Annotated in this window: 21 protein-coding genes, 1 riboswitch and 1 other annotated feature; of the genes, 8 read left to right on the top strand and 13 right to left on the bottom strand. The window is 42.9% G+C overall.

Annotated elements, in window-relative coordinates; all coding sequences use genetic code 11:
• From ACFRAK_RS19450 to ACFRAK_RS19435, 4 genes are all read right to left on the bottom strand, one after another.
• Positions 1-3,138: S8 family peptidase (locus ACFRAK_RS19450; RefSeq protein ID WP_394572263.1), on the bottom strand; the 3,138-nt coding region annotated here is incomplete at its 3' end.
• Between the two features lie 325 nt (positions 3,139-3,463).
• Positions 3,464-5,878: a leucine--tRNA ligase gene (gene leuS / locus ACFRAK_RS19445; RefSeq protein ID WP_260285230.1), complete on the bottom strand. Its 2,415-nt coding sequence runs from the start codon at positions 5,876-5,878 to the stop codon at positions 3,464-3,466.
• 54 nt (positions 5,879-5,932) lie between these two features.
• Positions 5,933-6,164: a binding site (T-box leader), on the bottom strand.
• Positions 6,165-6,318: 154 nt separating this feature from the next.
• Positions 6,319-6,582, bottom strand: coding sequence for a DUF2524 family protein (locus ACFRAK_RS19440; RefSeq protein ID WP_192206805.1), 264 nt, complete (start codon positions 6,580-6,582; stop codon positions 6,319-6,321).
• Positions 6,583-6,678: 96 nt separating this feature from the next.
• On the bottom strand, positions 6,679-7,185 hold the full coding sequence (locus tag ACFRAK_RS19435) for an SMI1/KNR4 family protein (RefSeq protein WP_181762338.1): 507 nt from the start codon (positions 7,183-7,185) through the stop codon (positions 6,679-6,681).
• 168 nt (positions 7,186-7,353) lie between these two features.
• On the opposite strand from ACFRAK_RS19435, the gene mnmL reads away from it, so the two are divergent.
• From mnmL to ACFRAK_RS19420, 3 genes are all read left to right on the top strand, one after another.
• On the top strand, positions 7,354-8,313 hold the full coding sequence (gene mnmL, locus ACFRAK_RS19430; RefSeq protein WP_353872633.1) for a tRNA modification radical SAM protein MnmL/YtqA: 960 nt from the start codon (positions 7,354-7,356) through the stop codon (positions 8,311-8,313).
• Entirely contained in the window at positions 8,310-8,882 is a 573-nt protein-coding gene (gene mnmM / locus ACFRAK_RS19425; RefSeq protein WP_387603085.1) for a tRNA 5-(aminomethyl)-2-thiouridylate-methyltransferase MnmM, read from the top strand. Before mnmL ends, mnmM begins: the two co-directional genes overlap by 4 nt.
• Positions 8,883-9,019: 137 nt before the next feature.
• Complete coding sequence (locus ACFRAK_RS19420; protein ID WP_394572262.1) at positions 9,020-9,415, top strand: hypothetical protein; 396 nt, start codon at positions 9,020-9,022, stop codon at positions 9,413-9,415.
• A 61-nt stretch (positions 9,416-9,476) separates the two neighbouring features.
• Here the strand turns inward: ACFRAK_RS19420 and ACFRAK_RS19415 are convergent, their stop codons facing one another.
• Positions 9,477-10,280: an alpha/beta hydrolase gene (locus ACFRAK_RS19415; protein ID WP_283916070.1), complete on the bottom strand. Its 804-nt coding sequence runs from the start codon at positions 10,278-10,280 to the stop codon at positions 9,477-9,479.
• 210 nt (positions 10,281-10,490) lie between these two features.
• On the opposite strand from ACFRAK_RS19415, the gene ACFRAK_RS19410 reads away from it, so the two are divergent.
• Complete coding sequence (locus tag ACFRAK_RS19410; protein WP_387603185.1) at positions 10,491-11,009, top strand: gamma carbonic anhydrase; 519 nt, start codon at positions 10,491-10,493, stop codon at positions 11,007-11,009.
• Between the two features lie 581 nt (positions 11,010-11,590).
• Here ACFRAK_RS19410 and metK read toward each other — a convergent pair.
• Positions 11,591-12,784, bottom strand: a complete 1,194-nt coding sequence (metK, locus tag ACFRAK_RS19405) for a methionine adenosyltransferase (RefSeq protein WP_260285238.1) — start codon at positions 12,782-12,784, stop codon at positions 11,591-11,593.
• A 164-nt stretch (positions 12,785-12,948) separates the two neighbouring features.
• Positions 12,949-13,110: riboswitch (SAM riboswitch) on the bottom strand.
• A gap of 430 nt (positions 13,111-13,540) precedes the next feature.
• Between metK and pckA the strand changes: the two genes are divergently transcribed.
• On the top strand, positions 13,541-15,127 hold the full coding sequence (gene pckA, locus ACFRAK_RS19400; RefSeq protein WP_387603092.1) for a phosphoenolpyruvate carboxykinase (ATP): 1,587 nt from the start codon (positions 13,541-13,543) through the stop codon (positions 15,125-15,127).
• Positions 15,128-15,476: 349 nt separating this feature from the next.
• Here the strand turns inward: pckA and ACFRAK_RS19395 are convergent, their stop codons facing one another.
• From ACFRAK_RS19395 to ACFRAK_RS19385, 3 genes are read right to left on the bottom strand one after another with little or no spacing between them, the layout of a single operon-like run.
• On the bottom strand, positions 15,477-16,778 hold the full coding sequence (locus tag ACFRAK_RS19395) for a nucleotide sugar dehydrogenase (protein ID WP_260285239.1): 1,302 nt from the start codon (positions 16,776-16,778) through the stop codon (positions 15,477-15,479).
• A gap of 41 nt (positions 16,779-16,819) precedes the next feature.
• On the bottom strand, positions 16,820-18,136 hold the full coding sequence (locus tag ACFRAK_RS19390; RefSeq protein ID WP_387603098.1) for a glycosyltransferase: 1,317 nt from the start codon (positions 18,134-18,136) through the stop codon (positions 16,820-16,822).
• A 23-nt stretch (positions 18,137-18,159) separates the two neighbouring features.
• On the bottom strand, positions 18,160-19,365 hold the full coding sequence (locus ACFRAK_RS19385; protein WP_387603101.1) for a glycosyltransferase family 4 protein: 1,206 nt from the start codon (positions 19,363-19,365) through the stop codon (positions 18,160-18,162).
• 196 nt (positions 19,366-19,561) lie between these two features.
• Between ACFRAK_RS19385 and wecB the strand changes: the two genes are divergently transcribed.
• On the top strand, positions 19,562-20,698 hold the full coding sequence (gene wecB / locus ACFRAK_RS19380) for a non-hydrolyzing UDP-N-acetylglucosamine 2-epimerase (protein WP_387603104.1): 1,137 nt from the start codon (positions 19,562-19,564) through the stop codon (positions 20,696-20,698).
• A gap of 171 nt (positions 20,699-20,869) precedes the next feature.
• Positions 20,870-21,058 (top strand): Fe3+ hydroxamate ABC transporter substrate-binding protein, encoded by a 189-nt coding sequence (locus tag ACFRAK_RS19375; protein WP_387603106.1) that lies wholly within the window; start codon positions 20,870-20,872, stop codon positions 21,056-21,058.
• Positions 21,059-21,202: 144 nt separating this feature from the next.
• On the opposite strand, the gene ACFRAK_RS19370 is transcribed toward ACFRAK_RS19375, so the two are convergent.
• The 4 genes from ACFRAK_RS19370 to ACFRAK_RS19355 form a co-directional block, all read right to left on the bottom strand.
• Complete coding sequence (locus ACFRAK_RS19370) at positions 21,203-21,976, bottom strand: sulfite exporter TauE/SafE family protein (protein WP_387603109.1); 774 nt, start codon at positions 21,974-21,976, stop codon at positions 21,203-21,205.
• Positions 21,977-22,016: 40 nt separating this feature from the next.
• Positions 22,017-22,481 (bottom strand): 2-thiouracil desulfurase family protein, encoded by a 465-nt coding sequence (locus ACFRAK_RS19365; protein WP_394572281.1) that lies wholly within the window; start codon positions 22,479-22,481, stop codon positions 22,017-22,019.
• A 220-nt stretch (positions 22,482-22,701) separates the two neighbouring features.
• Positions 22,702-22,944 (bottom strand): DUF2584 domain-containing protein, encoded by a 243-nt coding sequence (locus ACFRAK_RS19360; protein WP_076370015.1) that lies wholly within the window; start codon positions 22,942-22,944, stop codon positions 22,702-22,704.
• A 38-nt stretch (positions 22,945-22,982) separates the two neighbouring features.
• Positions 22,983-23,813, bottom strand: coding sequence for an alpha/beta hydrolase family protein (locus tag ACFRAK_RS19355; protein WP_394572260.1), 831 nt, complete (start codon positions 23,811-23,813; stop codon positions 22,983-22,985).
• Between the two features lie 94 nt (positions 23,814-23,907).
• On the opposite strand from ACFRAK_RS19355, the gene ACFRAK_RS19350 reads away from it, so the two are divergent.
• A complete protein-coding gene (locus tag ACFRAK_RS19350) occupies positions 23,908-24,909 on the top strand; it encodes an ABC transporter substrate-binding protein (RefSeq protein WP_387603114.1) in 1,002 nt (333 codons plus the stop codon).
• The last annotated feature ends 10 nt before the right edge of the window (positions 24,910-24,919 follow it).

Raw genomic sequence — 24,919 nt, 5'->3', positions numbered from 1 at the left:
TCCTGTATTGCCCGCTTTGTCTTTTGCTGAGACGTATAATGCGGACCCTGCTTTTTTCTTGCTGATTTTGATGGAGAAGTTCCCCTTACTATCAGCTTTTGCCGTTCCGATGTTTTTATTGCTGTACTTTACGGTTACGCTTGAACCGATTTCCGCTTTACCAGTTACTTTTGTTGCTTTGTCGTTTACTTCATTCACTTTCGGTGCACCTGGAGCGGTTTTATCTTTAACGGTTACTTTTGTTGCTTTTCCTGTATTGCCCGCTTTGTCTTTTGCTGAGACGTATAATGCGGACCCTGCTTTTTTCTTGCTGATTTTGATGGAGAAGTTCCCCTTACTATCAGTTTTTGCCGTTCCAATGTTTTTATTGCTGTACTTTACGGTTACGCTTGAACCGATTTCCGCTTTACCAGTCACTTTTGTTGCTTTATCGCTTACTTCATTCACTTTCGGTGCATCCGGGGCTGTTTTATCGAGAACAGTCACGGTTGCCGCCTTGCTTTCACGTTTCGCTAAGTCTGTAGCTGTGACTGAAAGTTTAGTGCCAGCCTTTTGCTTGCTGATTTTCACTTTGAAATTCCCTTTGCTGTCCGTGTTACCTGAACCAATCACTTTTTTCGCGCTATTTTTGATCGAGATTTTCATGTCCGCTTGTGATTGACCCGTTACATACGTATCTTTGTCACTTACAGCTTTAACAGTTGGTTTGTTAGGGGTTGCACCCTTATTCACGAATACTTTGATTGAAGATACTGCTAGTTTGGAAGAATCAGAGATATTCACCGTAAGCTGCTGCGCAGCTTTTTGGACAGGAATCGTAACGGTGAACGTTCCGTTAGCTGCCGCCGTTCCTTTACCGAGTGTTTTGTTTCCGCTTTTCACTTCGATTACTGAACCTTTTTTAGCTGAACCAGTCAGTTTTGTTTGCGTATCCATCACAAGATTGACTTTAGCTTGTAAATCCACGGCACTAAGAGCACTGTACGCATTCAGTCTTCCATATCCAGATACTAAATCTTTTCCGACAGGCAGTTCTTCTTCCGGCATCATGATTTCTCCATCTTCCGGTTGATAGCCCTCATAAGGGTCTACATTATCTTCTTCTTTAAAAGCGACATATTCCGATGTCTCATGAAGGATTTCCCTTACTTCATTCACTTTCAACCCAGGGTTTCCGGATAATAAAAGAGCTGTAGCTGCCGCAACATGGGGAGTTGCCATTGATGTACCATCCATGTAGGTAACATTCCCATTAGGCACAAGGCTCGGGATGCCTGTCCCTGGAGCGACCATGTCCAATTTCGATCCATAATTGGAATAATCGGATACTAAATCAAGGGCATTGGTTGCACCGACGGATATGGCGTATTTAGATGATGCAGGATAAGAAAGGCCCTCCATCCCATCATTTCCGCTTGCTACGACAACCATTACATTCTTGGCGGCGGCATGTTTCAAGGCATATTCAATCGTCCTGCTATATTCTCCGCCCAAGCTAAGGTTTATGACCTTTGCACCATGATCCACGGCATATTTAATGCCTAGTGCAATTTTCTCATTGTCTCCATATCCTGAAGAGTCCAAGACCTTCACAGGCATGATTTTAGCTACTGGATTGATTCCTTGCATGGAATATCCATTATCCGCTTTGGCAGCGATGATTCCGGATACATGTGTACCATGGCCATTGTCATCGATCGCTTTTTCTTTCTTATCGATGAAGTTCCTACCTGACTCCATTTTAACGACACCCTGTAGATCTGCAAGTGAATCATCGACTCCTGTGTCGATGACCGCTACCAATGTATCTTTTAAATTACGTTTCTTAATAAGGTTCTGCAGTTTTTCGTTATCGATGTCCGCTCCCTTTATGCCTTCTTCCCCACCGGCGTTAGCTAAAGACCATTGATACGGCGATTGAATGTCTGCAGAAAATGCTTTGTACGTTTTTACCGGTTCGATATATTCCACTTCTGGAAGTTTTTCGATACCGGATAGTGCTGCTGTGCTCATTTTAGCTTGGTTGTTCTTTAACTCTACTACATACATATCATCATACAGAACCTCTTGTTGTTTAGGTGCCACCGATAATGTTCCATATCCTACTCGGCTTATCTTGGATTGGACAGCGTTTAATGACTTCCCTGGTTTAAGTTTGACAATATATTTGTTCTTTATATTCTTCGAAGCAGGAAGTTCGATTCCCGCTTTGCTTGCGATATCGACGATTCTTTCACCTGCAAGCTTATCAAGGTTGATTTTCTTAGCTATGCTGTTCATTTCTTTTTTCAATCCAGCTGGAGCGACGTCTGCCGACTTATTGAATAAAGCTTTAATTGAGTCTTGCTGTTTGTTGCTAATGACTGCCGTACTGCTTGCTCCATTCTCATTAAGATCCTCAATAAGGGGCTTAATCTCGACTAAGTGTTTATAAACGGCTTCTCTTGCCGTTTTATTCCCGGCAAGATGAAGAGCCAGGAATGGCGAAGCTTTATAGTATAAAGAGGAAAGGGTGCGTCCCTCAGGCGACTTCGTGAGAACCTCATCTCTAAACACGCGGAGTGTTTTCAACATGGATTCTCCCGTTTTCTTATCGTTTACACTCACTTCAACCGGGCATGATTCGAGATCCTCCCCTTCGTCCCCGGCAGATGGCGGCAATGTTACTGAATGCGCATTGATGGAGTATTCAGCTACATTTTCCGCATCCGGGATCGGATTTCCCTCATCATCCGTATCGCCGAAATATTCAACTTTAACATAATATGTGCCTTCCCAAGCATATGGGAAATCGACAACGGCTTCTTCATCAGGATAAGAAGAGACCATATAATTACTCTCATCTTTTTCTGCTTTTTCTTTATCTTGATATACGGAGATATTCAAGATTTTGTCCGAATTGACTTCGAATTCAATGTGGGAGAACTTTTGTATTTCTTCTGTTGTGGGACTGATTTGATACCATTGAACATCGGGTTTTTCAAACTTTCCGTCCAGAGTGTCCCCATTTTTAATCGTTTTTACATTTTCAACGGGTGTTGCTGGTGCAGCTTGAGAATTTAGCGGAATCATCAAGCTGAAAATCAGTGAAAAAATTAGTACACACGCCGTAATTCGACTCACATTCTTAAATTTCACGGTTTCCCCTCCAATAATTGGTTAAAAAATAACAGTACTATACCAAACTATCACACTGTAAAATTTTATCAACCAATTTTTTCCCTTTTTTATGTCAAATGCTTGATTTATTTGTCCATCAAGCCGAAAAATGATTCACATGTACCAATTAAGCAAGCTATTTGAGTTCCGATGGTCATCTCATGACGATAGTCGTTGCCAATATTCGATAGATTCAAATCGGTGAAAATCCTAACATGACCTATTTCCTATGGCCGGTCAATGACTGCGAAAAAAAAGCTGCCCCGCAGTAAAAGTATGCGGGACAGCTTCCAATCATTATTATTTAGTTGGCGACGATATTGACTAATTTGCCTGGTACGGCAATCACTTTACGAATGGTTTTCCCATCGATTTGTTCTTTGATGGAATCATCACCCATCGCGATTTCCTCCAGTTTTTCTTTCGTAGTGTCAGTCGGCACCATTAATTTCGCTTTGACTTTTCCGTTGATTTGGATGACGATTTCGACTTCGTTATCCACTAACTTCGCTTCGTCGAAAGCCGGCCATGTTCCGTACGTGATGCTTTCGGAATGACCCAGTTTAGACCAAATTTCCTCGGCGATGTGCGGTGCAACTGGTGCAAGCAGCTTTACGAAGCCTTCGATATATACTTTAGGAAGCGAATCCGCTTTATAAGCATCATTAATGAATACCATCAATTGTGAAATCGCCGTATTGAATTTCAATTCCTCATAGTTCTCGGTCACTTTTTTAACCGTTTGATGATAGACTTTCTCGAGCTTGCCCGTGTCATCCGTTTCTGTCATCTTATCTGTGATCGTACCGTCATCGTTGACCAATAAACGCCAGATACGGTCAAGGAATCTGCGAGAACCGTCCAATCCGTTTGTGGACCAGGCAATCGAAGCATCCAATGGTCCCATGAACATTTCGTACATGCGAAGTGTATCGGCACCATGGCTTTCAACGATATCATCCGGGTTCACGACATTCCCTTTGGATTTACTCATTTTTTCATTATTCTCGCCAAGGATCATTCCTTGGTTGAATAGGTTTTGGAATGGTTCCTTCGTTGGCACGACACCGATATCATACAGGAATTTATGCCAGAAACGAGCGTAAAGCAAATGAAGCACCGCATGCTCGGCGCCGCCGATATAAATGTCGACCGGCATCCATTCTTTTAATTTTTCAGGATCTGCAAGTGCTTCCTTGTTGTCAGGATCGATATAACGCAGGAAGTACCAGCTGCTGCCTGCCCACTGTGGCATCGTGTTTGTCTCACGGCGCCCTTTTCGTCCGTTTTCATCCGTAACATTCACCCATTCCGATATGTTTGCAAGTGGTGATTCGCCTGTACCTGAAGGCTTGATGTCCGTAGCTTTTGGTAAAATCAACGGAAGATCTTCTTCCTTCACTGGAGACATCGTGCCGTCTTCCCAATGGATGATTGGAATCGGTTCACCCCAGTAACGCTGACGGCTGAATAACCAATCGCGAAGGCGGTATGTTATTTTCTTCGTTCCGATTTCTTTCTCTTCCAGCCATTTGATCATGGTCGAAATGGCTTCTTCTTTATTCAATCCATCAAGGAATTCCGAATTCACATGAAGACCATCGCCTGTATATGCTTCACTTGTCACGTCTCCGCCAGCTACGACTTCCTTGATCGGCAAGTCGAACTTGACTGCAAACTCATAATCACGCTCATCATGGGCAGGAACGGCCATGATTGCTCCTGTTCCGTAGCTGATCAACACGTAATCGGCAATCCAGATCGGCATTTTTTCGCCGTTTACCGGGTTAATGGCATAAGCCCCCGTGAACACGCCTGATTTATCCTTTGCCAAGTCTGTTCTTTCCAAGTCGCTTTTATGTTTCACTTCATCTAAATAGGCCTCAACTGCCGCCCTTTGATCAGCCGACGTAATTTTATCGACAAACTGATGTTCAGGTGCCAATACGGCATATGTTGCCCCGAATAACGTATCCGGACGAGTCGTGAACACCGTGAATGTTTCATCAAAGCCATCGATATTGAATGTAACCTCCGCTCCCTCGGAACGGCCAATCCAGTTACGCTGCATATCCTTGATGTTTTCCGGCCAATCCACATCATTCAGATCGTCGATTAAGCGGTCTGCATACGCCGTGATACGAAGCATCCACTGTTTCATCGGACGGCGCTCGACCGGATGGCCCCCACGCTCACTTTTCCCATCGATGACTTCTTCGTTAGCCAATACCGTACCAAGTGCCGGACACCAGTTAACGGCCACTTCATCAATATATGCAAGGCCCTTTTCATATAATTTCAAGAAGATCCATTGCGTCCATTTGTAATAGTCGGGATCTGTCGTGTTTATTTCGCGATCCCAGTCATAAGAAAAACCAAGAGCTTTGATTTGGCGGCGGAACGTGTTGATGTTGTGTTCCGTGAATTCAGCCGGATCATTTCCCGTATCGATCGCATATTGCTCTGCAGGAAGTCCAAAAGCGTCCCAGCCGATCGGGTGCAATACATTATACCCCTGCGCCCGTTTCATCCGTGCCAGGATATCGCTTGCCGTATAACCTTCCGGGTGCCCTACATGAAGACCGGCCCCTGAAGGATACGGGAACATATCCAGCGCATAGAATTTGCGTTTGCCGCTTTCTTCACCCGTTTTGAATGTCTTATTGCCTTCCCAATACTTTTGCCATTTCGTTTCTATGCTTCTATGATCAAAACTCATATGATTTCCTCCTAATTTCCGTATAAAAAAACAATAAAAAACCCCTCATCCCAAAATAGGGACGAGAGGATTATGTATATCTTCCCGCGGTACCACCCACATTGGCGATAGCTAAAATCCGCCCAGCTTAAAACATCCGTAACATGGATTAAAACGCCAGGCATTACTTTTCACCTTCACACCCGGGACTCCAAGGCGAGTTCACGACCATCCCAGGTTGACTTGCACCATCCGTCAACTCTCTTTACTGGTTTAAACCGCTACTATTCCTCATCACAGTCTTTATGAGAATATTGCATTTTATTTTATTCTAGTCAATTTCACCGACAATTGCAATAGCCGTACATAAACATTATCGACAGGTTTTTCATTATATATGCGAATTAAAGAAAAATTGTGCAAAAAAGGGAGCTATTCATTCATAGCTCCCTTGTTTCCATTTAATGTCGCAGTAAGATCATTTCATTCCTCAACTGATTCAACTGCTGCTTCATCCGCGAAAGCATTTCCCGTTGCTGGTCATTCGAACTGGCATACAATCGCTCCATATCCGTCAAAGCCTCTTCGATATACTTTTGCGAATTTTGAAATTGTTCATCATCATAATGCTCCTGCCGTGAGGCCTCGTTAAATTCATACTCTGCAAAATGGAGAGCCCCTTCACATTGCTCTAAAAAATGATCGACGGATTGTCTGGTTGCCATTTCAAACCCTCTCCTTCGCGTCTCATTTGGATGATTCGGAATCATCTTGTCTAGTTTGAGCAAATAACGGTTGGATTATCATTTTTTTTTGAGCATTCAACCTTTATCCCAAAACTTCTCACCTTGATGGGAAATGAACCGCTCGATCCATTCAGCAAAGCCCATATGGAGTTTCTCGCCTTCTTCAAAATCATCGATATGGCCTTTTACCATTAAATACTCCTTATCGCCTTTAGCGACTGCTTCTCCATCGATGACGATATTATCTTGATAAATGCAGGCCACTTTATAGCATCCCTCGTAGGAATTTTCATATGTGTAATTAATAATATCATCCAGACTGTATAAATCATTTTCCCCACCCGATTCCACATTATCGAACAGACGGCATCCATTGGTTATTTTTAAAAACTCCTTATAATCCTCGGGCAGAAGCAGTCCGGTTTTCTTTTCAAAGGAATGAATTTGTTCATCCGAAGCAGGTGAATTGAAGGTGCAAGTCGCTTTGTATATGAACCCATCTTCATTTACTTCGATCACCTGATTATTTTCGGCTAATTTCTTTTTCATTTGATTAATCGCTTCTTCAACTTGACCGGTCATGTCCATCAGCTCCCGATTGGATATAGTCATTCAAAGATATACTGGAAATAGCAGCAAAATGTTTAGCCTTCAAGTATACAGTATACGCTTATTTTCCGAAAAAAGACCTAGCTGCGAGAATGTTGTATAATATATGTTGCTCTTTATTTTATTTAGGAGGTTGCTGATTTGAATCAAGCAAACCCGTTTATATATGCAACGGATAACAAACGATATCATACATGGAATTACCACCTGAGGGAACATTTTGGACATAAGGTCTTTAAAGTTGCCCTGGATGGGGGTTTTGACTGTCCGAACCGTGATGGCACCGTCGCACATGGCGGCTGTACCTTCTGCAGTGCCTCAGGATCTGGTGACTTTGCGGGCAACAGGGTTGAACCCCTCGACGTCCAGTTCAAGAAGATCAGCGAACGGATGCATCATAAATGGAAAGATGGAAAATATATGGCCTATTTCCAAGCGTTCACGAATACGCATGCACCCGTGGCAGAGCTTCGCGAGAAATACGAAAGTGTATTGACCCAGGAAGGTGTCGTCGGACTCTCGATCGCGACACGCCCGGATTGCCTTCCAGATGATGTAGTCGAGTATTTAGCGGAATTGAACGAACGCACCTACCTTTGGGTGGAGCTTGGTCTCCAGACCGTTCATGAAAAGACCGCAACGATGATCAACCGTGCCCACGACTTCGATTGCTACAAAGAAGGCGTCGATAAACTGCGCAAACACGGCATCCGCGTATGCTCCCATATCATCAATGGCCTACCTCAGGAAGATTACGGCATGATGATGGAAACAGCCCGTGAAGTCGCCAAACTCGATGTGCAGGGGATAAAGATTCATTTACTTCATCTATTAAAAGGGACACCGATGGTCAAACAATATGAAAAAGGCCTGCTCGAATTTCTTGACCGTGACGATTATGTCAGCCTGGTATGTGACCAGCTCGAAATAATCCCTCCAGAAATGATCGTCCATCGCATTACGGGTGACGGTCCGATCGATTTGATGATCGGTCCAATGTGGAGCGTGAATAAATGGGATGTCTTGAATGCCATTGACGCCGAATTGAAACGCCGCAACAGCTGGCAGGGAAAAAATCATCACACGGAGGTACAATCATGAAGCTTGATCGAATTTTGCCATTCGCCAGGATTCTGCTGGAAAAAGCGGTCCACCCCGGGGATATAACCATGGATGGCACGATGGGCAACGGTTTTGATACGGCCTTCCTTGCAGGGCTTACAGGTGTAAATGGACATGTCTATAGTTTTGATATTCAGAAAGAAGCGATCCAAACCACAGCTGCGAAATTGGACGCCGAGAATTTACATGAGCGCTGCACCCTCATTCACGATGGGCATGAACACTTAAGCAAATACATCAAGAATGAACATTCCGGAAAGATCACAGGTGCCATTTTCAACCTAGGCTACCTTCCTGGCGGAGACAAATCAATCATTACCCAAGCCGATACGACAATATCAGCCATTGAACAGCTGTTCGGACTGATGGCGCCTGAAGGCATCATCATCCTCGTCATTTACCATGGTCATCCGGGGGGATCGGAAGAACGGGATGCATTGATGGATTACGTAGAGAACTTCCCTCAACAGAAAGCCCATATCCTGAAATACGGATTCATCAACCAAGCAAATAATCCACCATTCATTGTCGCGATTGAAAAAAGATGATGACTTTTGACACCGTTCGCCACGAACGGTGTTTTTTCAATCCCAACTCGCAGGCAGCAGAATTACCAATCATAACTTTTTGAATTTTTCGTCTATAATGATTATAATGATAGAAAATAGATAAGAGGGTGCAGAAAATGGAACATTTGCCTACTTCATTACTGACGGATATATTGACTGAAAAAATCAAAAGGGATTCAAATGAGCAATACGAAGATTTTGTCAGCTCGCTTAACTCGTTGACAGAAAAGCAAAAAACCATGGAGGACCTTAAACAATTCGATCATCATTTTGATAAGTTCCTGCCACAGCTCGATTTAATGATTTCCACCCAAAACCATGAAGCGACCATGAATATGAAAGCGACTCTTTTGGACCTATTCGCCAATGACTTGACCTTCAAATCCATTTATCTTCTATCGACCGCATTATCCAATAAAAAAGAACTTACACATTTAAACCAATTTATGTATCCGGTTACTTTCTGGGCACCGGTCATCAAATCGAATGAAATGCTTAGAAACGCAGGCTGAACCAAATAAAAAAAGCTGCCGAGATTACATTCGGCAGCTTTTTCATTTAAGTATGTACTGATCAAACGACATACCCTAATATCTTTAAACGGTTTTCAACAAAACTCAGCGCATATTGAAATACATCATCACGCTCTGGTTCATTGAAGATTTCATGATAAAGCTTCGGCCATTCCTTATATTGCTTTTCACTGGCCAAGTTATAATTAAACCACTCACGAACCGCCTTCTTATTCACGATTCGGTCATCTCCGCCCTGCATGACCAAAAGCGGCACATCCTGAAATTCAGGGATCTCTTCAAAAGCATCCTTCATGGCCTGTGCGAGCTCGCGATACCAGCGGATTGAAACCTTCGTGATATATAATGTATCGTTTCTATCGGATTCACGGATTTCCGCACTTCTCGTCGCCATTTCAGGTGTCAATCCGGAATCTACCCTGAACTGAGGCATCACGATGTTCAAACCATGCGAGATGGTTGTAAGGAACTTTGGCGGCTTCGTCACGAGGCCCAAGCATGGAGAAGATAGAATCACCCCTGCAATGTCCCATTCCTCTTCCTGAAGAAGGCGTATCGAAATCAAACCACCCATGCTGTGTCCAAGCAAAAAGACCGGCAACGAATATTCGTAAGCCTCTTCTATCCAGCTTTTCACTTCGTCCAAATACTCATCAAAGGAATCGATATGTCCCCGGTAGGCGCGAGTTGTCATACCCTGCCCAGGAAGGTCGCCCATGACGACATGGTATCCAGCTGAAAGCCACATTTGTGTTACCCACTTATAACGTCCGTGATGTTCCATTGCCCCATGAATGATGACAATGACTCCTTTTGCGTCTCCTTCTGTCTCCCATTTCCACATTCGAAATCCCCCTTTCGCTTTTCACTTGTTGTGTACGATTCATGATAGTCAAAATAATATATATAAATTATAACCATATTCGTGATTTTCGACAAAAAAGAAATCTAACAAGTTGTACATTGCTATTATAAATAGCCAAGTGTATTTACATACGGTATATTAAAATAATACATAAAAACATTCACTTCGGAAAGGAAATGATTGAAATTGATTATTTATCCGTATAAAGGCAAAGAACCTGAAATCGCTGAAAGCGCTTATATCGCTGAGAATGCTGTCGTGACAGGTGATGTCAAAATCGGCGACGAAACATCCATTTGGTTCAATTCCGTCATTCGCGGTGATGTATCCCCAACCATCATCGGGAAAAAAGTCAGTATACAGGATAACAGCATCCTGCACCAAAGCCCAAATAATCCATTGATCATCGAGGATGAAGTGACCATTGGCCATCAGGTCATTTTACATAGCTGTAAAATCCGCAAAGGAGCTTTGATCGGCATGGGATCGATCGTACTAGATGAAGCCGAAATCGGTGAAGGGGCCTTCATCGGTGCCGGCAGTCTCGTTCCCCAAGGTAAAGTCATTCCACCGAACATGCTGGCATTCGGACGTCCAGCTAAAGTCATTCGCGAAATCAACGATGAAGACCGCCAGGATATGGAACGCATCGTACGTGAATACGCCGAAAAAGGACAATACTATAAAACGGCTGAACGAATAAAGTAACGCACGACCAATTGACTGAAAGTTACGAGTATTATACTGTAACTCACCAGTAAACGTTACAGACTCACGAGTAAAACACTCTAACTCACGAGTAAACTGCTCTAATTCACGAGTAATTGCTACTAACTCACGAGTAAATTGCTCTAATTCACGAGTAAACTGCTCTAATTCACGAGTAAATTGCTCTGACTCACGAGTAAACTGCTCTGACTCACGAGTAATTGCTACTAACTCACGAGTAAAACGCTCTAATTCACGAGTAAAACGCTCTAATTCACGAGTAAAACGCTCTAATTCACGAGTAAAACGCTCTAATTCACGAGTAAATGCTAACTCACGAGTATAAACTGCTCTAACTTACGAGTAAATTGCTCTAATTCACGAGTAATTGCTCTAACTCAGAGTAAACCGACTCTAATTCACGAGTAGTTGACCCAAACAAACTTGTAAACGCCCCTGACTCACACGTATTGCACGTAAGTTGAATTTTTTTTGGATTTCTTGAATTATTCCCGCTGACGGCAAAATTAATCCATAAAAAAGGTGCCCCGCTAATTGCGGGACACCTTTTTTTATATGGATTACGCTTGTGCTTTTAATGTTTCTGCTTTGTCCGTGCGTTCCCATGGAAGATCGACATCTGTACGGCCAAAGTGTCCGTAGGCAGCTGTTTGTTTGTAGATCGGGCGACGAAGGTCAAGCATTTTGATGATACCTGCTGGACGAAGGTCGAAGTTAGCTCGAACTAGGTCAACAAGGACTTCTTCGCTAACTGTACCAGTTCCGAACGTATCAATTGAGATAGATACTGGCTCTGCAACACCAATTGCGTAGGCCAATTGAACTTCCGCTTTGTCGGCAAGGCCGGCTGCCACGATGTTTTTCGCAACATAACGAGCAGCGTATGCAGCAGAACGGTCAACTTTAGTAGCATCCTTACCAGAGAATGCACCGCCGCCGTGGCGAGCGTATCCGCCGTAAGTATCAACGATGATTTTACGTCCAGTAAGACCAGCATCCCCTTGAGGTCCGCCAATTACGAAACGGCCAGTCGGGTTGATGAAGTACTTAGTATCGGCATCGATCAATTCAGCTGGAACGACTGCTTCGATCACATGTTCTTTTAGATCGGCTTGAATTTGTTCAAGGGTAATTTCTGCATCATGCTGTGTAGAGATAACGATCGTATCTACACGTACAGGAACGTTATTTTCATCATATTCCACAGTTACCTGTGTTTTACCATCAGGGCGCAGGTAAGCAAGAGTTTCATCTTTACGGACTTGAGCCAAGCGGAATGAAAGTTTATGCGCCAATGAAATCGGAAGCGGCATAAGCTCTTCTGTTTCATTACAAGCAAATCCGAACATAAGACCTTGGTCCCCTGCACCGATTGCATCGATTTCTTCCTCTGACATGTTTCCTTCACGAGCTTCCAATGCTTTATCGACACCAGCTGCGATATCGGCAGACTGCTCATCAATGGAACTCAACACGGCACAAGTTTCAGCATCGAAACCGTATTTCGCACGTGTGTAGCCAATTCCTTTAATCGTATCACGAACGATACGCGGAATATCTACGTAAGCGGAGGTTGTAATTTCACCGGCAACAAGTACAAGACCTGTAGTTACGCTAGTTTCACACGCAACACGTGCATTTGCATCCTTAGCTAGGATAGCATCTAAAATGGAATCTGAAATCTGATCACAAATTTTGTCCGGATGGCCCTCTGTAACAGATTCAGAAGTAAATAGACGTTTCTTTGACATCATATTTCCTCCTTGGAAGTTAGTATGTTGCAGGCAATAGCCTGAATTTTACGGAACTCGTTTCCCTCATTAGTTTCAACTATAGACACAGAATTACTTATTAAAAAACACAAAAACCTTCCCTGGCAAATGAGGAAAGGTTTAACATTCTGTCTTCTATCCTTTCACTCTTATCGTTCAAGGGTTTTTACCTTGCTCAGGTTAGCACCATCACCACTATTCCTTGAAGACCTTCGCTTTATTTTCGGCGATCGATCTTGGAGTCAAGTTCAATATGGCAGGTTGCTGGGTTTCAAAGGGCCTGTCCCTCCACCAACTCGGGATAAGAGAATCCGTACAATTTAAGATATTATCGTATCTGGCTGGAACTTGTCAATGCTTTTCTAAAAAGATGATATCCATCCAGAATGGCGTTCATTTGAAAAAACATGTTGATGATACGTCCTAGAAGGGCTTACAATGCAAAATACGAATAGAAATGTTGTAAATTGCCATTAATAATAAAGGAATGAGCATCCGAAAAGAAACGACATCCGGACTTTCCCTTTAGCCATATATTGCTTTCTTACTTCCTATTAAAATAAAATTATCTTCATGAAAGTTTATGCGGTAATCCTGAATCGGTTCCTGCCGGATAAAAATGATTAACGCAACCAACTGAAAATAATCACAAATTAAAAGAAATAGTATAGACTAATTAAATGAATGTGTTATACTAATTGTAATCTAAAAACTTAAACAAAGGAAGGTACCTCATATATGAATTCTGTAGACGTTTCTAATGAGTTACACCAATTATTAACAGGAAACAACGTGCAAACTCAACTTTCAGTTCCTCAATTGGTCGAAAAAGTATTAAGCAGAAATGAAGGCGTTCTAACATCAACCGGTGCGGTAAAAGCTGAAACTGGCAAATATACAGGTCGTTCACCTAAAGATAAATATATCGTTGAAGAAGCATCAGTTAAAGATAAAATCGATTGGGGTCCAGTAAACCAGCCAATTTCCGAAGATGTATTCAATAAACTATATAATAAAGTAGTTGACTACCTAAAAGCAAAAGAAGAGATTTTTGTTTTTAAAGGTTTTGCTGGTGCAGATGAATCATCACGTCTTCCTATCCGTGTTGTTAATGAATATGCTTGGCATAACCTTTTCGCCCATACTTTGTTCATCCGTCCAAACGAAGAGGAATTGAGAGGTCACGAAGCTGAATTCACAATCCTTTCTGCACCTAACTTCAAAGCAGACCCGGAAGTTGACGGAACTACATCCGAAACTTTCATCATCGTTTCATTTGAACGCCGTACCATCCTGATTGGCGGAACGGAATATGCAGGAGAAATGAAAAAATCGATCTTCTCGATCATGAACTACTTACTTCCAGAGGCTGGAATCCTTCCAATGCATTGCTCTGCTAACGTAGGACGTGAAGGGGACGTCGCTTTATTCTTCGGTCTGTCCGGTACAGGCAAAACGACTTTGTCTGCAGACACGAGCCGTAAACTGATTGGCGATGACGAGCACGGCTGGTCTTCTAACGGCGTATTCAACATCGAAGGCGGCTGCTATGCGAAAACGATCAACCTTTCACGTGAAAAAGAACCACAAATTTTCGATGCCATCCGTTTCGGTGCCGTACTGGAAAATGTTGTTGTTGATCCGGATACACGTGTAGCGAACTATGATGACAGTTCATTGACTGAAAACACTCGTGCTGCTTACCAAATGCAAGCGATCGATAACATCGTGAACCCAAGTATTGCAGGACATCCAAATACAATCATTTTCTTGACAGCTGATGCTTCAGGCGTTCTGCCTCCAATCAGCAAGCTTTCCAAAGAACAGGCAATGTTCCACTTCCTAAGCGGATACACTAGTAAATTGGCTGGTACTGAAAGAGGCGTAACTTCACCGGAAGCTACATTCTCCACTTGCTTCGGTTCACCATTCTTACCGCTTCCAGCTACACGCTATGCCGAGATGCTTGGTGATAAAATCGACGAGCACAATGCAAAGGTATACCTTGTCAACACTGGATGGACTGGCGGTGCATATGGAACTGGAAGCCGTATGAAACTTGCTTACACCCGTGCAATGGTACAAGCTGCACTTGAAGGTGAATTAGCGAACATCGAAACGATCAAAGATGATATCTTCGGTTTGGATATCCCGCTTCATGTTCCTGGTGTTCCTGATGAAGTGCTTCAACCAATCAAGACTTGGGCAGATCCTGCAGCTTATAAAGAAGCAGCAACAGACCTTGCCGCTCAATTCCGTGCAAACTTCAAGAAATTCAAAAGCGTTCCAAGTGAAATCGAAGAACTTGGCGGACCGACAGCTTAATAAATTTTACACAAAAGGATCAAGCTCTTGCTTGGTCCTTTCAGTTTGTCGACAAGAAAGTATCTCTTCCCGAACCAAGACTATGTTTTCCTTCATGGTTTACTTTATAAAGCAAAATAGGGCGAAAAACGGCGCTTGCTTGCAGTCGAATAACTGGCTTCCCCAGCCCGCCAGATGCCCGCTGCGAGAGGCTTGGCAGACACAGACAGTCTCGGCGGAAAGGAATGTTTCTACAATCTGTCTGAAAGGACCAAGCTCTTGCATGGTCCTTTTCTTCATTGGAAAAAGGGCACTGTCATAGACAGCGCCTCCTTTATCCTTATACCATTAACGATGTTTGTCCAAGTTTTTAGATGATCGCTTTATTCCTGGCTTTTTTCATGGACATCGTTTTGTATTCATATATATTGCCCAGGTTGGCCACCGGGACATCTGTTTTAGTTGCATCAATGCAATTGCGTGTATCCAAAATCAATTTATTGCTCATGAGATTCGCCAGCTTATCATAGTCCATCTGTTTAAATTCATCATGGTCAGTCAGGACAAGTATCAAGTCGGCATCATTTACAGCGTCTTCGACAGATACGACAGGCATCTTTCCGGATTGGACATGCGGGTCATGCAAGGCTACATCCATGTTGTCCATCCCCATCAGGATATTGACGACATCAATGGCGGGACTTTCTCGAATATCATCTACATTTCCTTTGTATGCAAGACCGAAAACGGCGACTTTTGGATTCCGGATCCCCTCTAGCATCATCCTTACGGAATTAACGATGTAATAAGGCATCGATACGTTGGTATCACGGGCCAATTTAATGATTCTCGCATACTCTGGTGCCTTTGCAACGATGAAATATGGATCGACCGCTAAACAATGGCCGCCAACGCCTGGCCCAGGTTGGTGTATATTCACACGAGGGTGTTTGTTCGCCATCGATATGACATCCAAAACATTGATGTCAAGCTCGAAACAGATTTTCGTCAGCTCATTCGCAAGGGCGATATTGACATCCCTGAAGGTGTTTTCCATCAGTTTGGACATTTCAGCCGTTTTCGCATCCGTCTGAATGATCTCCCCTTGAACGAAGGTTTTATAAACAAGGCTTCCTTTATATGAGCATGTTTCCGTGATGCCTCCGACGATACGGTTATTATGAACCAACTCTTCAAGAATCCTTCCAGGTAAAACACGTTCCGGACAATGAACGAGGAAAATGTCTTTTCCGATGGTAAGGCCCGTCCTCTCGATCATCGGTTTAATATGATCATCCATGCTTCTCGGCGCTATCGTCGATTCGATAATGATGACATTCCCTTTTTTGATAAAAGGAAGAATGTTGGAGGTTGCATCCATGACATGAGTTAAATCACAAGATTGATGTATGTCCTTTTTATTTGGTGTAGGCACCGCGATAATGAAAACATCCGCATGTTCCGGGCTTAACGCAGCTCTGAACTTATTGGAAATAAGCACTTCTTGCAATACCTCTCCCAAACCTGGTTCTTCGATATGGAGCCTGCCGCTATTCAAATTGGAAATAATCTCAGGATGGATATCCACGCCGACAACATCGACACCGTGTTTCGCAAACATTAAAGAAGTTGGAAGTCCTATATAACCAAGTCCGATTGTACAAAGTTTCATATAAACCACTCCTATCTATTTTTCTGCTACACTCACATTCGTTAGGCTGTTTGATAGATTTCGATAAAAATTTCCTTCTCTTGTTTCCAATTGTACTTTTGTCGCGCCTTCAGGCAGTTATTGCTCATTTCCGCCCTTTTTTCAGGATGTTTCAATAAGTAATTGACGCCTTCGGCAATTGATTTTGGATCATGTGAATCGACACACACACCGATTTTTTCTGTATCGACAACCTTTTGAATTTCAGGAAAGCTGCAGGCAACCACAGGCACACCGCTCATCATGTATTCAAACAATTTATTTGAGGATGCGGAGTAGTGATTAAAGCAGACATTATTCAATATCTGAAAACCTAAATACGCATTTTTTGTATAATGGAGCAGCTCGTCGACCGGAACCTTCGGCAGGAACTTCACACGATGCTCCAGATTCATGTCGCTTACTTTTTTCATTAACTCGTCCTTGATTCTTCCATCCCCGATAAAAACTACCGTCCCGCCTTCGATCATCGGTACAGCATCAACCAATTGCTCCAATCCTCTTCCCATTTGCACGCCGCCTTGGTATAACAATATCGGTTCATTCTCTGGCAAATCGAGCAGCTCATGCAAATTCACGGCCGTACTTTCCTCAGGATTGGTTGGTATCGGGTAGTTATGGACCACCTTGGGATACAGACCATATAAGTCTTCGTTATACTTAGCTCTCGTATGGTTTTCGGCAATCATTTCATCGACGAACATTAATAGGAACTTCTCCATCAGCCCATAAATTCGGCTATTATATCCCGTTCTGCTCGTTTGCACCTCATGCGAGTCATAAATCAGCTTTTTTCTTCTCAACCATTTACTGCTGATCGCTCCCTGCATGAGCGTATTCAAGTCATTCGAATGGTAAAAATCATATTTCTTTTTCCGGCCATGATAGATCATTTGACCAAAAATATAGCTCCTTGTTAATAGGGTCGGCAGCTTCGTTTTAGTGATGATCATGGTGCACATCGCAAGGAGTGCAAGGGAACCGAACAGTATTCCCGATCCCAGCCAGCCGTTGATCAAGTTCAAGTTCCATAACGTATTCCAGACCAATAAGGCCAATAGAACGATTTCAAACTTCTTTTTCTTCAATTTGCCTACGATCCTGAGAACCCTATGAAGCGCCTCCCAGCGGTTATTCACCCTAGTGACGGAGAAACCATTTTGGTGTTTCTCCTTTTTGGGCAAGCCCTCGATTTTCCAGTTATGAATGGCAATTAAATCGACTTCATAACCAGCTTCAGTAAGTGCTGTGCACTCTCTTAGAACCCTCGCATCGTTTGTAAAGTGATTCCACACGAACATACATACTTTCTTCGCCATGTTGTCCTCCACTTCCGGAATTTTCAGCCTGACGCTTCCATCACATTGATGAGACCTTTAATATTTTTAGACCATTGAAAATGTTGTTTAGCATACCGATGACCGTTTTCCCCCAGTTCTTCACGAAGGGCTGGATCTGAGGCCATGGTCAAGATATGTTGACATATTTCATCAACATTCCTGCTCTCTGCCACCAACCCGCATTTTGCCTCTTTGAGCATCTTCTTGGCCCTGCCGTCCACATCACCGACAATCGGTTTTCCGACACACATATAATCGATGATTTTACCAGGCAAAACTTTATTGAAGACTTCTTTTTCAACCAAGCTCACATAGGCAATATGGGATGTTGAAACTTCATGAAGGGTCACTCTTCGATTCATCGCATTAATCATCTTAATATTAGTCAGCCCTCTAGAGCTTATCTCCTTCTCCACTTCGGATATCCGATATCCATATCCAATCATCGAGAACTCGATTTGTTTATATACCCTTAGCTTTTCAGCCACGGCTATCAGTTTTTTCAAGTCCTGAGCCAGTCCGATATTCCCCGCATAAACGACCTTGATTACGTTTTCCGATACGGGTGTAAGCAAATTCTTTAACGTCAGCTCATCCGCAGTAAGCGAATTAGGGATGAATTGGATGGCCTCTTCCTTGACTCCCTTTGCAACGATATAATCCCTGAAACCAGGACTATTGATGATAATAAAATCCGAATGCCGATATAGCATCCTTTCCAGGAAGAAAGCGATTTTCAAAACCCACTTATGAGTGAATACCCCAACTCCTATCAACGATTCCGGCCATAAATCCCTGACATCGGTAATGAGTTTCGCCTTCATCTTCTTCTTGGCGATCAACGCCGCAAATGTCGGGAAGATCGGCGGGGTCGTGGCGAACACATAATCATATTTTTTTTCGAGACGGATGATTGTATAAATGAAAAGCCACATCGCTTCAAGATAATGAAGCAACCGCTTCCCCATATTGCTTGTATACCTCTTCACTTTGTCAGGTTTAATCCTGATGACATCTTCTTCAATGCTTTCTTCATCCCAAAACTTTGTATCTTGATATAAACTTTGATTAGGATAACTCGGCTTCAATGTGATGACCGTTACCTCAAATCCGTTTCTTTTCAAATGGAGATATATATTTTTCATTCTATTTCCCGCACTTCCGATTTCCGGATAAAAGTTTTGTACGATCATCAGGACGCTTTTCATATTCGCCTATCACCTCAATTCTGCTGAGTTATGCTTCCTGCTTTATATTGTAAATGCCAGATATTAACTGAAGGTTAAAGAATTATAAAGTCCTCATTAATATCGTAAAAATTCTGTTAATTATTGTTTCATTTTTAAATTTCCCATGAACTTCCCGTTATAATGGGGGAGACATTCAGAAGAGGAGGAAATGAGCATGCCTAAACAACGTATTAAGGTCATGACCGTATTTGGTACAAGACCAGAGGCTATCAAAATGGCACCAGTCGTTTTGGAACTGAAAAAGCATCCAGAGGAAATAGAAACCATCGTGGTGGTCACCGCCCAGCATAGGGAAATGCTCGACCAAGTCTTGCAATGTTTTCAAATAAAGCCAGATCACGATTTGGATATGATGAAGGATAGACAAACATTAGAAGAGATTACGACTCGAGGGCTTGAAAAATTGAGTTCGCTCATGAAAGATATAAAACCGGATATCGTCCTCGTACATGGGGATACAACGACAACATTCATCGCAAGCTTGGCAGCTTTCTATAATAAGATACAGATTGGCCACGTTGAAGCTGGTCTCCGGACTGGTAATAAGTATTCTCCATATCCTGAAGAAATGAATAGGCAGCTGACAGGCGTCTTGGCTGATTTGCACTTTGCGCCAACTAATCAGGCTGCAGAGAATCTAATTTTGGAAAATAAAAAGAATGATTTTATCCATATTACTGGAAATACGGCTATCGATGCTTTGAAAACAACAGTGCGGAAAGACTATGAACATCCTATTCTATCTGGCTTGAATGGAGATCGTTTGTTATTGATGACAGCGCATAGACGAGAAAATATCGGAAAACCAATGGAAGAAATATTCCGTTCCGTCAAACGGCTGCTTGAAGATCACACAGATATCCAAGTCGTTTTCCCGCTTCATAAAAATCCAGTAGTCCGTGAAATTGCTTACCGGATTTTTGGCGAAACGGAAAGACTTCATTTAATAGAGCCGCTTGAGGTGCTTGATTTTCATAATTTTGCGGCGCACGCCCATCTAATATTGACAGATTCCGGAGGCGTGCAGGAAGAAGCCCCATCACTAGGTGTTCCTGTTCTTGTGCTGCGCGATACGACGGAACGTCCGGAAGGAATCGACGCTGGCACCCTTTTATTGGCAGGAATTGAGGAAGAACGAATTTATCAATTAGCCTCAGACCTACTTACAAATGAAGAAACCTATAAAAAAATGGCGACAGCTTCCAACCCATATGGAGATGGATTCGCTTCACAGCGGATTGTCGAAATCCTGTTAAAGCATTGCGGAATGAAATCCCCCCTCCCTTTATGAAAAAGCAGAAGAAAATAATGAGAAAAGCCTGTCACATAAGCGGCAGGCTTTTTCTATTCAGCCAGATTAACAAAGAGTACAAAACTAATCCTAATTTGAATTTGAAAATGTTAGATACCTATGTGATAGTTTGGGTAGATCAATAACTTTACATTGCTTGGAGGTGTTTAGTTGTTTGGGGAAGATCCCAAGTGTGTTAAATGTGGTAAAGAAATTAAGGGGAACGAAGTCGTTCTTGTGAAAATGCGTTATCCGAAGCGTAAAGGGATGACTGAAATAAAGGCATATTTAAAAAATGAAGGAAGCTTCATCTGCGAAGTTTGTTTTGATAAAGAGGATAACATCTCCCTGCCGAATTGATAGTCATGATAAGCAACAGGAAGATTAGCATGAAAAAGTCAAGCAAGGTCAAGGAACAGTATGGCGTTCAACGGGACGTGAGTTTCACAAAATGAATGTAAAAATGGCCGAAAATACAACTTGTATCTCCGGCCATCTTTTATATCATCCAAACACATGAAAATAATTCAAGACATTTTTTCCAATCAATAAAATCGTGACTGCAATGAATAATATCCGTACATATGAAGCACCTTTCTTAATTGCGAAGTTCGTTCCGACCAATGCTCCTGCGACCATTGCCAGACCCATCGGAATTCCATAGGCAAAATTGACGGTCCCCATGGATAAGAAAATGATAAGTGCAGCAATATTGCTTCCAAAATTCAATATTCTTGCATTCCCGGCAGCCTGGACAAAATCAAACCCGATGATCAAGAATGAAAATAATAAAAAGGAACCTGTGCCTGGTCCAAGAAAACCATCATAAAAACCAATCGCAAATATTATGACTATCAAAAGAATCATTTTCTTCCTTTTCAGCCCTTTATACTTTGCATCTTTACCCCAATCCTTTTTTACCAACGTATAAATCGCGACAATGACCAGCAAAATCAAAATGAGGGGCTTCAGTATCTCTGCGGAAACGAAATGTACAACATATGCTCCTAACGCCGCTCCAATCACAGTAATCGGAAACAGCTTGATGACGAATTTGAAATCCACTTTTCCAGCCCGAATGAATGAAATCGTACTCGTTAAAGATCCCATTGTACCCGCCAGCTTGTTAGTGGCAAGTGCCGCTGAAGGCGAAATCCCCGTGAACAATAATGCCGGAATGGAAATCAATCCGCCCCCGCCCACAACGGAATCGATGAATGCGGCAATAAAACCCGCAAGTACTAAAAATAGCAAAGTATAGAGATTGATATCCTCCATGCATTCCCCTTCTTTCAAAGCACTATCTATAATGCCTTACTCATTTTCCATCCAGATAATCGAATAACTTTTCCTCTGAAATGACCGTGAATCCATGCCGCCTAAGCAAAGCCGCGGTCACTCCATTCCCGGCCATCTTCTCCCCCTTGAATTCCCCATTATAAATCGTGGCACTTCCACAGGATGGACTATTTTCTTTTAAAACGACTAACGTCGCCCCTTTCTCTTGGGCTTTCAATAATGTAAGATTCGCTCCCTTTATGTACAATTCCGTTACATCCCTGCCCGACTTTTCGATGATCTTCGCTTTTCCATCAAGGACATCCCCACCTTCACCGTTAACTATCTCCGCAGGATCCCTCGGTGTCGAAAAACCGCCAAGCAACTCAGGACAAACCGCTATAGCCTTTTTCTCCTTCACCAATTCCATAATCCTATCATCCAAGCTGTGTGTACCATTGTATCTAACCTCAAGACCCGCTAAACAAGAACTCACCAAAATCATCAAATCACCCAACCTCATGCGCTTTACACCATTTTACCATTTTTTTATGTCAATCATTTCGAAGATTGAATCCACCAGGGATAAGATGTCGGTTGAAATATTGGCGTGTAAGCCGAATGATGTACGTTTACGGTCGAATTCGTTGGGGCACGGGTCGAATTATGCAGCAAATCAAAAAAAGCGCTTGCTGCGAGACGATTCCCGGCAAGCGCTTGTCTATTTAGTTAGTAGAGTTCAGTGATAGTAGTTGGTACGTAATGATGGTCTTTTCACTTGTCCATTCAATTTTTTGGATAACGGCTGTTCCGCTTGAGTCAGATTGAATCGTCTTGCGGACATCGATTGGAATATCGATAGGGTATAACCTGTAACCATCTTTCGACAGCCGAAAAATGTTTTCTTCTTCACGGGTTTCGTTCCCTTTTGTAACGATCATGGTATTTAGCTCCATAGGCATGCCCATGTGTATCTCCTCCTCTTACCAATATATATTTCATTCTATCATTTTTCGGTTTTACTTTTCATCCAAGATGTTAAATCTTCGACTACTTTTCTGTTCTCGGCGGGTGGGAAGTAATGCGTGAATTGAGGGAAATACCAGCTTTCGACCTCTTTGTCGTGCATTTTCAACCTTTTTTCCAACCGGTACGCGTGTTCAATGGCGACATTGTCATCTTTTTCACCATGAATGATCAGAACGGGTACATTCAAATCTTCAATTGCAAACAATGGCGTACGGTATTCATATTGATCCGGGCATTTTTTAGGTGTACCGCCGATGACCCGCTTCATCATCCGACGCATATCGACACGCTCGACATATGTTAAAAACATATCCGATACACCACCCCAGGTGACGATCGACGCTGCATTCCTGCAGTATATCCCAGTCCAAAGCGCCATGATGCCGCCACGGGAAAATCCGAGGATATGAATGTGATCCTTGTTCACCCTAGGGTGCTGTTCAAGAAGATTGAATCCTGCTATCGCATCGAATCTATCTTCGCCTCCAAAATCCTCATCTCCCTCCCCGCCTTGATTTCCACGGTAGAAAGGGGCAAAAACGATGAAGCCTTCTACAGCATACTGCACGATCCTTGCAGGCCTCACCTTGCCGACATTTTTTATCCCGCCGCGTAAATATAGGAAAGCGTCATGTATTTCACCATCAACGGGTTCAGCTAGCAGCCCCTTTACTTTCAGGCCTTGTGATATGTATGTGACTGAATAAAGATGGATTCGTGGATGCGGTGATGGAAACCGCCGTTTTGAAATAATCGTTCCGTTCTCCAATTTCCACTCTCCTTTCTCTCTATTCTTATTGTAAAACATCCGCTTGTTTTTATCCCCTGAGAGGCATTCACATTTTTTTCATCCGTTCATACGATAAGGTAGGCAAAATACCTATATCAAGGAGGAAGGAATTTTGAAAAAATGGTGTAAAGCAGGTGTCGTATTTTTACTTCTGTGCATGCTGGTGATCCCGCTTGGAGCATGTGGCAACAAGGAACAGGAAACAACGAAAGTCAGGGTTGCCGAAGTAACCCGCTCCCTTTTCTATACACCGCAATATGTAGCGATTGAAAAAGGATTTTTTAAAGATGAGGGGCTCAGCATCGATTTGAAAACGACTGCAGGCGGCGACAAGACGATGACCACGCTTCTGTCCGATGGGGCGGATATTGCTCTCGTGGGCTCTGAAACATCGATATACGTTCGGGCACAAGGCTCGAACGACCCGGTCATCAACTTCGCTCAATTAACACAAACGGATGGAACGTTTCTTGTTTCACGTGAAAAAATTGACAACTTCAATTGGGATATGCTGAAAAACTCTACATTCCTAGGCCAGCGAAAAGGCGGGATGCCGCAAATGGCCGGCGAGTTCGTATTGAAAAAACATAACATAGACCCGAAAAAAGATTTGAACCTCATACAGAATATTGATTTTGCGAATGTCGCAACTGCGTTCGCTTCCGGAACCGGCGATTTTGTTCAACTGTTCGAACCAACGGCCAGTGTGTTTGAAAAAGAAGGAAAAGGCTATATCGTCGCTTCTTTCGGCTCCGAATCCGGGCATCTTCCCTATACGGTTTATATGGCTAAGGAAAGTTATTTGAAAGAAGACAAAGAGACGGTCAAGAAATTCACGAAAGCATTGAAGAAAGCACAGGATTGGGTTCAGGAAAATGACGCTGCCGAAATCGCCAAAGTCATTCAGCCGTATTTTGAAGATACCAATCTCGAGACGATGGAAACAGTTATCAACCGCTACAAAGAACAAGGTTCATTTGCCACCGATCCCATTCTTGATGAAGAAGAATGGATCAATCTGCAAAACATCATGGATGAATCAGGCGAGCTGCCTTCACGTATAAGCCATGATGAGCTGGTCAATACCGATTTTGCTGAAGAAGTCACAAAATAGCATAACTTAA

It is taken from the genome of Peribacillus sp. NPDC056705 (assembly GCF_043656335.1).
This window is presented reverse-complemented; position numbering and strand designations above follow the sequence as displayed.

Excerpts from the sequence above, each read along its gene's own strand:
- leuS (WP_260285230.1), bottom strand. The coding sequence starts at position 5,878 with ATGAGTTTTGATCATAGAAGCATAGAAACGAAATGGCAAAAGTATTGG.
- ACFRAK_RS19440 (WP_192206805.1), bottom strand. The coding sequence starts at position 6,582 with ATGGCAACCAGACAATCCGTCGATCATTTTTTAGAGCAATGTGAAGGG.
- ACFRAK_RS19435 (WP_181762338.1), bottom strand. The coding sequence starts at position 7,185 with ATGACCGGTCAAGTTGAAGAAGCGATTAATCAAATGAAAAAGAAATTA.
- mnmM (WP_387603085.1), top strand. The coding sequence starts at position 8,310 with ATGAAGCTTGATCGAATTTTGCCATTCGCCAGGATTCTGCTGGAAAAA.
- ACFRAK_RS19420 (WP_394572262.1), top strand. The coding sequence starts at position 9,020 with ATGGAACATTTGCCTACTTCATTACTGACGGATATATTGACTGAAAAA.
- ACFRAK_RS19415 (WP_283916070.1), bottom strand. The coding sequence starts at position 10,280 with ATGTGGAAATGGGAGACAGAAGGAGACGCAAAAGGAGTCATTGTCATC.
- metK (WP_260285238.1), bottom strand. The coding sequence starts at position 12,784 with ATGATGTCAAAGAAACGTCTATTTACTTCTGAATCTGTTACAGAGGGC.
- pckA (WP_387603092.1), top strand. The coding sequence starts at position 13,541 with ATGAATTCTGTAGACGTTTCTAATGAGTTACACCAATTATTAACAGGA.
- ACFRAK_RS19395 (WP_260285239.1), bottom strand. The coding sequence starts at position 16,778 with ATGAAACTTTGTACAATCGGACTTGGTTATATAGGACTTCCAACTTCT.
- ACFRAK_RS19390 (WP_387603098.1), bottom strand. The coding sequence starts at position 18,136 with ATGGCGAAGAAAGTATGTATGTTCGTGTGGAATCACTTTACAAACGAT.
- ACFRAK_RS19385 (WP_387603101.1), bottom strand. The coding sequence starts at position 19,365 with ATGAAAAGCGTCCTGATGATCGTACAAAACTTTTATCCGGAAATCGGA.
- wecB (WP_387603104.1), top strand. The coding sequence starts at position 19,562 with ATGCCTAAACAACGTATTAAGGTCATGACCGTATTTGGTACAAGACCA.
- ACFRAK_RS19370 (WP_387603109.1), bottom strand. The coding sequence starts at position 21,976 with ATGGAGGATATCAATCTCTATACTTTGCTATTTTTAGTACTTGCGGGT.
- ACFRAK_RS19365 (WP_394572281.1), bottom strand. The coding sequence starts at position 22,481 with ATGATTTTGGTGAGTTCTTGTTTAGCGGGTCTTGAGGTTAGATACAAT.
- ACFRAK_RS19360 (WP_076370015.1), bottom strand. The coding sequence starts at position 22,944 with ATGGGCATGCCTATGGAGCTAAATACCATGATCGTTACAAAAGGGAAC.
- ACFRAK_RS19355 (WP_394572260.1), bottom strand. The coding sequence starts at position 23,813 with ATGTTTTACAATAAGAATAGAGAGAAAGGAGAGTGGAAATTGGAGAAC.